Source organism: Micromonospora sp. NPDC002411, from assembly GCF_053592955.1.
In genome coordinates, this window is the sequence record NZ_JBSFBM010000287.1 from 1 (window position 1) to 8,619 (window position 8,619).

8 protein-coding genes are annotated in these 8,619 nt (G+C 71.3%); 3 read left to right on the forward strand and 5 right to left on the reverse strand.

The genetic code is table 11. The features are described 5' to 3' along the window. Positions 1–546: 546 nt before the first annotated feature. A complete protein-coding gene (gene tyrS / locus ACWCO3_RS26810; RefSeq protein WP_450012660.1) occupies positions 547–1,839 on the reverse strand; it encodes a tyrosine--tRNA ligase in 1,293 nt (430 codons plus the stop codon). Positions 1,840–1,921: 82 nt separating this feature from the next. On the opposite strand from tyrS, the gene ACWCO3_RS26815 reads away from it, so the two are divergent. Next, positions 1,922–2,329 (forward strand): PaaI family thioesterase, encoded by a 408-nt coding sequence (locus tag ACWCO3_RS26815; protein ID WP_208745196.1) that lies wholly within the window; start codon positions 1,922–1,924, stop codon positions 2,327–2,329. A gap of 21 nt (positions 2,330–2,350) precedes the next feature. On the opposite strand, the gene ACWCO3_RS26820 is transcribed toward ACWCO3_RS26815, so the two are convergent. From ACWCO3_RS26820 to ACWCO3_RS26830, 3 genes are all read right to left on the reverse strand, one after another. After that, positions 2,351–3,682: a hemolysin family protein gene (locus ACWCO3_RS26820; protein WP_357937337.1), complete on the reverse strand. Its 1,332-nt coding sequence runs from the start codon at positions 3,680–3,682 to the stop codon at positions 2,351–2,353. Positions 3,683–3,899: 217 nt separating this feature from the next. Further along, complete coding sequence (locus tag ACWCO3_RS26825; RefSeq protein ID WP_145783558.1) at positions 3,900–4,541, reverse strand: YgjV family protein; 642 nt, start codon at positions 4,539–4,541, stop codon at positions 3,900–3,902. Positions 4,542–4,550: 9 nt separating this feature from the next. After that, positions 4,551–5,051 carry a GNAT family N-acetyltransferase gene (locus tag ACWCO3_RS26830; RefSeq protein WP_145783560.1) on the reverse strand — a complete coding sequence of 167 codons (501 nt, stop codon included), beginning with the start codon at positions 5,049–5,051 and terminating at the stop codon, positions 4,551–4,553. A gap of 143 nt (positions 5,052–5,194) precedes the next feature. On the opposite strand from ACWCO3_RS26830, the gene ppdK reads away from it, so the two are divergent. Together ppdK and ACWCO3_RS26840 are read left to right on the forward strand one after the other, a co-directional pair. Next, the gene (gene ppdK, locus ACWCO3_RS26835) at positions 5,195–7,855 is read left to right on the forward strand and encodes a pyruvate, phosphate dikinase (protein ID WP_450012663.1); all 2,661 of its coding nucleotides are present in this window, start codon (positions 5,195–5,197) and stop codon (positions 7,853–7,855) included. An 11-nt stretch (positions 7,856–7,866) separates the two neighbouring features. Continuing rightward, a complete protein-coding gene (locus ACWCO3_RS26840) occupies positions 7,867–8,319 on the forward strand; it encodes a hypothetical protein (protein ID WP_145783564.1) in 453 nt (150 codons plus the stop codon). Between the two features lie 46 nt (positions 8,320–8,365). On the opposite strand, the gene ACWCO3_RS26845 is transcribed toward ACWCO3_RS26840, so the two are convergent. Further along, positions 8,366–8,542 (reverse strand): hypothetical protein, encoded by a 177-nt coding sequence (locus ACWCO3_RS26845; protein ID WP_450012666.1) that lies wholly within the window; start codon positions 8,540–8,542, stop codon positions 8,366–8,368. Positions 8,543–8,619: the final 77 nt, after the last annotated feature.

Here is an 8,619-nt window from a genome sequence, read left to right on the forward strand (position 1 = left end):
TTGGCACTGGCTTTACAAGCACCCTGTTGAGTTCTCAAAGAACAACCACACACCGACCAGAAGCCCCACCTCAGTGGAACCCCAACCGGGGCTTTACCGCTCTGCGTTCCTAGCGCTTTCAGCGCCAGGCACTTTTACTACGTTACCCGCTGGTTTCCGCTGTGTCAAACCGGTGTTTCGCAGTTCGTCATGCTTCGTCCAGTCATGCGGGCACCATGTCTCGATCGGCTTGCGCCGCTCTCGTCACGGATTTGGCAGGCCGGCCGCTGCGGTTTCCCGCAAGCTCGCCCGGTGCCCTGCCGGTCGTAAACACTACCCGGTCGGCTTCGCCGCACCAAATCCGCCTCGCGGCCAATCCGGCGAGCCCCGCCCGGCCGTGCCTCACAGGAGCGAACCCCTGCCCGACCCGGTCACCAGCTCGTTTTTTGGGCTTAGGACTTTCGTCCCGTTTGCCCCGTTCCGCGCTGGCAGAGAGAAAGTTACGCGTCCGGCGGGATGATCGTCAAATCCGCCGGACGCGTCCCCCGTCACATCGTCGACACTCGGCTATTCGCCCAGCTCAACGCCGGCGAACGAGCGCTTGCCGCGGCGCAGCACCAGGTACCGCCCGTGCAGCAGATCGGCTGGCGAGACCTCAGCGTCCACCTCGGTCACCCGGTTGTTGTTCACGTAGGCGCCACCCTCGGCGATCACCCGGCGAGCCTCCTTGAGGCCGTTCACGAGCCCGGAGTCACGCAACAGGCCCGCCACATCCGGCAGCTCACCGGAGAGCCGCACCAACCCGGCCTCCGTCAGCGCCGCGCGGAGCGTCTCCGGTGCCAACTCCTCCAGCGAGCCGCGGCCGAAGAGCGCCTGGCTGGCGGCGATCGCCTGTCGGGTCTCGTCGGCACCGTGCACAAGGGTGGTCAACTCCTCGGCGAGCGCCCGCTGCGCCAGGCGGGCAGCCGGCCGTTCGGCGGTGGCCTTCGCCAACTCCTCCAGCTCATCGCGGGTACGGAAGCTGAAGTACCGCAGGTAGCGGTCGACCTCCTGGTCCTCCACGTTGAGCCAGAACTGGTAGAACGCGTACGGGCTGGTCATCGTCGGGTCGAGCCAGACCGCGCCGCCCTCGGTCTTGCCGAACTTCGTGCCATCGGACTTGGTGACCAGCGGCGTCGTGAACGCCTGCACCGGCCCCGCGCCTCGCCGGCGTACGTAGTCGACGCCCGCGGTGATGTTGCCCCACTGGTCGGACCCGCCGAACTGCAGCTGGCAGCCGTGTCGGCGGTGCAGCTCGAAGAAGTCGTTGGCCTGGAGCAGCTGGTAGCTGAACTCGGTGAAGCTGATGCCGGTCTCCAGCCGGGCCCGTACCACCTCCCGCGCGAGCATCTTGTTCACCGGGAAGTGCTTGCCCACGTCGCGCAGGAACTCGACGACCGACATCTCGCCGGTCCAGTCCAGGTTGTTGACGACCTGGGCCGCGTTCTCGCCGGTGTACGACACGAAGGGGGCCAGCTGGTCACGGATGCGCTCCACCCACCCGGCAATCACGTCGGGCGGGTTGAGCGTCCGCTCGGCGCTCTCCTTCGGGTCACCGATCTGCCCGGTCGCCCCGCCGACCAGCAGCAACGGGCGGTGGCCGGCGAGTTGCAGCCGGCGGGCCATGGTGACCTGCATCAGCGAGCCGACGTGCAGGCTCGCCGCGGTGGGGTCGAAGCCCACGTAGTACGTGGCGGACTTCCCACCGTCGAGCAGCTCGCGCAGCTCGTCGAGGCCGGTCGAGTCCTGTATCAGGCCACGCCAGAGCAGGTCGTCGGTCAGGGAGTCCCGCCGGGGCGGCGGGAGGCTACTGTCGGTCACGGTCACCGATTCTCCCCCATCGCCGGCGCCGACCCGTACCGGGTTTGCCGCAACCCGCCACGGTTAGGCTTGCGCCAAGTTGATCGAGGAGGGATTCGCCGTGGAGATTCCGGACGTGACGGGTGGTCTCGTCGCCCTGCTCGGCCTGACGTTCAAGGAGGCGTCCCCCGACCGGGTCGTCATCAGCTGGCAGGTTCGACCGGAGCTGCACCAGCCGTACGGCATCCTGCACGGCGGGGTGTACTGCTCGGTCGTGGAGACCGCGGCGAGCGTGGGTGGCGGCCTCTGGCTGGCCGACCGGGGCACCGTGGTCGGGGTGTCGAACCAGACCGACTTCCTGCGGGCCGTCCGCGACGGGGAACTGACCGCCGTCGGCACTCCGGTGCACCGGGGCCGCAGCCAGCAGCTGTGGCAGGTGGAGATCACCGACGCCGACGAACGCCTGGTCGCCCGTGGTCAGGTGCGGCTGCAGAACCTCTCACGCGACTGAGCTACGGCCCTCCGGTCGGGCTCAGCTCCGGGCCTCGTCCAACACCGGCTCCGGGGTCTGCTCGGCGTCGCTGTCGCTGTCTTCGGGTACGCGGCTGAGCCGTACCTCGGTGATCGCCCGGTGGTCGATGCCGGCCACCACCAGCACCCAACCGTCCAGCGTGACGTCCTCCCCGGCGACGGTGGGAATGTGCCCGAGCCGGGCCAGCACCAGCCCGGCGACTGTGGTGTAGTCACCGGCCGGGCGCGACGGCAGCTCCACGCCGATGTCCGGGAGGTCGTGCACCGGGAAGGTGCCGGGCAGCAGGAGCGCACCGTCGGGGTCGCGGCGCACCGAGCGCACATCCCGGTCGGTCTCGTCGTAGATCTCGCCGACGATCTCCTCCAGGATGTCCTCCAGCGTCACGATGCCGTCAACGGCGCCGCGCTCGTCCACGACCAGCGCGATGTGCTGACGCTCGGCCTTGAACTGGCGCAGCGCCTCCACCACCGGTAGCGAGTCGGGCAGCAGCATCGGCGGTCGGGCGATCTCGTCGACCGGGCGGTCGTCGGGCACACCCACCAGGTCACGCAGGTGGATCACTCCGGCCGTGTCGTCCAGGCCGCCGTGGCGCACGACCGGAGCCCGGGAGTGCCCGGTGGCGGCCAGCACGAGCCGCGCGGCCTCCGCGGTGGTCCCGCTGTCGAGCGTGAAGACCTGCAACCGGGGTACGAGGACAGCCCGCAACCGCCGGTCGGCGATCTCCACGGCGCCCGCGATGATGGTGCGCTGCTCCTTGGTGAAGCCATGGTTGCCGGCGACGATGTCCCGCAGTTCGTCCGGGCCGATCTCCTCCGGCTCGTGCTTGGGGTTGAGCCCGACCAGGCGGACCACCAGGTCACTGGTGGCGCCGAGGGCCCAGACGGCGGGGCGGGTGAAGGAGGCCAGCAGGTCGAGTGGGCGGGCCACCAGCAGCGCCCACCGCTCGGCGGACTGCATGGCGATCCGCTTGGGCGCCAGCTCGCCGAAGACCAGGGTGACGAAGGTCAGCACGAGGGTGACCGCCACGATCGCCACCGTCTCGGCGGCACCGCCGAACACCCCGAGCAGCGGCACCAGGGGCTTGGCCAGCGAGACCGCCGCGGCCGCGGACGCCAGGAAACCGGCGAGGGTGATGCCGATCTGGATGGTGGCGAGGAAGCGGTTCGGGTCCTTGGCGAGCCGGGCCAGCACCCGCCCTGCGCGGCTGGTGCGCTCCAACCGCTGGATCTGGCTGTCCCGCAGTGACACCAACGCCATCTCGCTGCCGGCGAAGAGCGCGTTGATCACGACCAGGATTCCGACCAGGGCCAGTTGGCTCCCGTAGCTCTGCACGCCCGGTTCGCTCCCTCTCCGGTGGTGGCACCGGCCGGTACGCGCGGCGCCCCGCCGGTCGGTGAGCCCGCCCGGCGTAGGCGTGTCTTTGCCCCGTCCCGCGCCGGCCGAATCCTGCCGCAGCGAGGGTACGCCGAATCGGTGCCACCCGGGACGCCGGTGACGCCGCTGCCCGGCCGGGCGTCGGTGACGCTAGGCCAATCGGGCGGCGGTGACGCTAGGCCGGGCCGGGGGTCGGTGAGGTCGGCAGGTCGAGGACGTACGAGTCGCCCTCCGGGCGGAATCCGAGCCGGTGGTAGTAGGGGGCGACCATCCGGGGCGGGCTGACCACCCGGTGGAAGCCCCGTTCGGTGAACAGGTGGCTGCGCCGGTAGACGAACTCACCAGGGGTGAAGTCGCGGAACTTCGGGGTCACGTAGTCCAGGTCGATCTGGGCGACGCCGCGCGCCTCGGCGTGCGACAGCACCACCCCGACCACCTCGTCGGCCGTCACCACCAGGAACGCGGAGCACCCCGCCGCACTCGGATCCCAGTGGAAGCCGGGGTTGAACCGGGCGATGTCGGCAGCGTGCACCCGCAGCGTGTGCGCGAGGAACTGGTCGCCGACGCCGACCTCCACCACCTGGTAGGTCTTCTCGTCGTGCCGGGTGGCGAGCATGCCGCGCAGATACCAGATGTTGATCACCGCGAGCACGACGTTGAGCCCGACGCCGGGCCAGACCTCGATCGCGGCGTTGTAGCCGATCAGCACGAAGCAGCCGACGAGGTTGAGCGCCCGCAACCGCAGGATGCGCGACTGCAGCAGCGACCAGACCAGCACCGCGGAGCCGGCCCAGCCGACGAGATCCAACCAGTTCACGCCGCGAGACTAGTGCCCGCCCAGGTCAGGGCCGTCGGCGGGCAGCTCCAGCAGCCACTCCTCGACGTCTTCGCCGCGGCCGTTCGCGTACCCCGAGTCTTCACCGACCACCGCGAACCCGCACTTGCGGAGCACCGCGAGGGAGGCGGCGTTGTCCTTTGCGGCGCGGGCGTGCACCGGCCGGGGCAGCTCGCGCAGCAGGGCGGCCAGGGCCGCCGTGGCGTAGCCCCGACCCCAGCGCGCCGGGTCGATCCAGTAGCTGACCTCGGTCTGCCCCTCGGCCGGCCAGGCGCTCACGTAGCCGACCACCTCGCCGTCGACCTCGGCGGTGCGGACCAGGTTCGCCGGGTTGGTGAGCACCCGGGCCCAGTGTGCGGCGAACTCCCGACGGTCGGACGGGTCCTTGGGGCCGAACGCGGCCATCCGGTTGGCCTCCGGGTCCTGTTGGTGCAGGAAGAACTCGACGAGATCGTCTTCCTGGACCGGGCGGAGCCGCACTTCGGAAGTCATCGGCCGAGGGTACGCAGTGGCTGCGACAGTGCGGGACCTCTGGCCCGCCGACCGTACCGTCCGGCCCTGCCGACAGCCCTCGACATATTGGTACCAACAGATGGAGAGGTCCGTGCGGTAAACGAAGGTGGGAGGCCGGAGCCATGCCCAAGTACGTCTACGACTTCATCGAGGGTGACCGGGGCAGGGCCGACCTGCTGGGCGGCAAGGGCGCGAACCTGAGCGAGATGACACGGCTGGGGTTGCCGGTGCCGCCGGGGTTCACGATCAGCACCGACGCCTGCCGGGCGTACCTGGCGACTGGCGCACCGCCGGACGGGCTTTTCGCCGAGGTCAACGCGCACCTTCGGGATGTGGAGGCGCGACTGGACCGGCGACTCGGCGACCCGCGCGACCCGCTGCTGCTGGCGGTCCGCTCCGGTGGCCGGTACTCGATGCCGGGGATGATGGACACGGTCCTGGACATCGGGCTCAACGACAGCACGGTCGGCGGGCTGGCAGCGCACAGCGGTGACGCCCGGTTCGCCTGGGACTCGTACCGACGGTTGATCCAGATGTTCGGTCGTACGGTGCACGGGCTGCCGGCGGAGGATTTCGAGCGGGAGTTGGAGGCGCTACGCGCGACGGCCGGCCCGGCCGGGCCGAACGCCGAGCAGTTGCGCGACCTGGTGGAGACGTACAAGAAGATCTTCGCCGCCCAGGTGGGGCACGAGTTTCCGCAGGCCCCGCACGAGCAGCTCTACCTGGCCATCCGGTCGGTGTTCGAGTCGTGGAACTCCCAGCGGGCACGGTTGTACCGCCACCAGGAGCACATCCCGGACGACCTGGGTACGGCGGTCAACATCATGGCGATGGTCTTCGGCAACCTCGGCCCGAACTCCGGCACCGGTGTGGCGTTCACCCGTGACCCGGCCAGCGGCGCGCCCGGCGTCTACGGCGACTACCTCGCCAACGCCCAGGGTGAGGACGTGGTGGCAGGCATCCGCAACACGGTCGGCCTGCCCGAGCTGGCGCGCATCGACCCGGTGAGTTACCGCCGGCTGCTCGAAATCATGGCGACGTTGGAGCGGCACTACCGGGACCTGTGCGACATCGAGTTCACCATCGAGCGGGGGCGGCTCTGGATGCTGCAGACCCGGGTGGGCAAGCGGACGGCGGCGGCCGCGTTCGTGATCGCCGCGCAGCTGGTCGACGAGGGGCTGATCACGCTGGACGAGGCGCTGCACCGGGTCACCGGCGCTCAGCTGGCCCAGCTGATGTTCCCCGCGTTCGACCTGGCCGGTGCGCCGCGACCGCTCGCCGTCGGCCTCGGCGCCTCCCCCGGCGCCGCGGTGGGGCGCGTCGTCTTCGACTCCGCAGCCGCCGAGGCGGCCGACGGGCCGGTGATCCTGGTCCGCCGGGAGACCAACCCGGACGACCTACCCGGCATGATCGCCGCGGCCGGTGTGCTCACGTCGCGCGGCGGCAAGACCTCACACGCCGCCGTGGTGGCTCGGGGCATGGGGCGTACCTGCGTCTGCGGGGCGGACGCGCTGCGCATCGACGCCGAGCGCGGCGAATTCACCGTCGGCGACCGGGTCGTCCGGGCCGGTGAGGTGGTCTCGATCGACGGGATGACCGGAAAGGTCTACCCCGGCGAGTTGCCGGTTCGGCCCTCGCCGGTCGCCCGCTACCTCGCGGGTGAGCTGGCGCCAGAGGCCGACCCGCTGGTCGTGGCGGTGCACCGGCTACTCGGGCACGCCGACGCGGTGCGCCGGCTGGGCGTACGCGCCAATGCGGACTCCGGGGCGGACGCCCGGCTGGCCCGACGCCTCGGTGCCACCGGCATCGGGCTGTGCCGCACCGAGCACATGTTTCTCGGGGCGCGTCGGGAGCTGGTGGAGCGGCTGATCCTGGCCGAGGGCCCGGATGAGGTGACCGCGGCGCTGGACGCGTTGCTGCCGTTGCAGCGGGCCGACTTCGTGGAGATCCTGACCGCGATGGACGGGCTGCCGGTGACCATCCGCCTCATTGACCCGCCACTACACGAGTTCCTGCCACCGCTGCACGAGCTGACCGCGCGGGTGGCCCGCGCCGAGGCGCGCGGCGAGGATCCGGGCCGTGACGGCAGGCTGCTGCGGGCCGTACGCCGGATGCACGAGGCCAACCCGATGCTCGGGCTGCGCGGGGTGCGGCTCGGGCTGATGATACCGGGACTGTTCGCGATGCAGGTCAGGGCGATCGCCGAGGCCGCGGCGCAGCGGAGACGCGACGGCGGTGACCCGCGCCCGGAGATCATGGTGCCGTTGGTCGGCGATGTGCGGGAACTCCGCGCGGTGCGCGCCGAGATCGAACCGGTCCTCGCCGGGGTGCCGGACGCGCCGGAGATCCTCCTCGGCACGATGATCGAGGTGCCGAGGGCGGCGCTGACCGCCGGGGAGATCGCCGGCGCGGCGCACTTCTTCTCGTTCGGCACCAACGACCTGACCCAGACCGTGTGGGCGTTCTCCCGCGACGACGTGGAGGGCTCGTTCTTCGACGCCTACCTGGAGCGGGGGATCCTTGAGCTGTCTCCTTTCGAGCGCATCGATCCTGTCGGCGTGGGCCGCCTGGTCCGGCTGGCCGTCGCCGAGGGTCGGGCGGCCCAACCGAAACTCACCATCGGGGTGTGCGGCGAACACGGCGGAGACCCCGACTCGATCGCGTTCTTCGCGGACGCCGGCGTGGACTACGTCTCCTGCTCGCCGTATCGGGTGCCGATCGCCCGGTTGGCCGCCGGACGGGCCGCCGTCGACGCCACCACCGGCACGTCCGACTCCCGATAGGAGGCAGCGCCATGACCGCGATCCTCAACCCCACCGGCGCCGCACCGCTGAGCCCACCCCCGACCCGGCGGACGCCCGAGCCGGTGGCCGCGCCGGTCAGTGTGGGACCGGTGGGCCCGGTGCTGGAACTGCCGGGCACGCCGGAGTCCGCGCTGGTGCCGGTGGTCCGCGACGGCCGGGCGATCGGAGCGTACGTCCTCTCCGGCGGGCGGGTCCGGTACCGGCCGGTGACCGACCCGGACCGGCTGCTCGCCGCGGCGACCGGCGCGTTCGCGGTCGCCGTGCTCACCGCCGCCGTGGCGGTGGTGGGTCGGCGCAAGCCGCCGGCGATCGGCGCGGTGACGATGGGGCCGGGCGGCTGGGTCAGCCTGCGCGGCGTACGCACGCCGGCGCTGCGCCCGACGACACCGCGTCCCTGGTGGGCGCGGGCACTGCGAGCCCACCGGCTGGTCGTCGAACGCTGAGCGCGAAGCTGCCGGGGTCGGTCTGCGACCCCGGCAGGCGCTCAGCTCAGGCGACGACGGCCGCGACGGCCAGCGCGGCAGCCACCAGGGAACTCGCCACCGACAACACGCGACGCCACGGCACCTTCGCGTCGACAGTCGGCAGAGCACGCCACCGGGCCGCCGCCTGGGCGATCCCCACCGCGGACAGGCCGGCCCCGACCGGCCACAGCCAGGCCGGCACCACCGACCCTGAAGGCCGAGCGGTATGGCTCGACCTCCCAGCGGATACCGAAGTGGTCGGGTGTCGTCTCGGGCGGA

Bases quoted from the DNA above. Each gene is read 5' to 3' on its own strand.
- ACWCO3_RS26840 (WP_145783564.1), top strand. From the start codon at position 7,867: ATGACCGCGATCCTCAACCCCACCGGCGCCGCACCGCTGAGCCCACCC.
- ppdK (WP_450012663.1), top strand. From the start codon at position 5,195: ATGCCCAAGTACGTCTACGACTTCATCGAGGGTGACCGGGGCAGGGCC.
- ACWCO3_RS26830 (WP_145783560.1), bottom strand. From the start codon at position 5,051: ATGACTTCCGAAGTGCGGCTCCGCCCGGTCCAGGAAGACGATCTCGTC.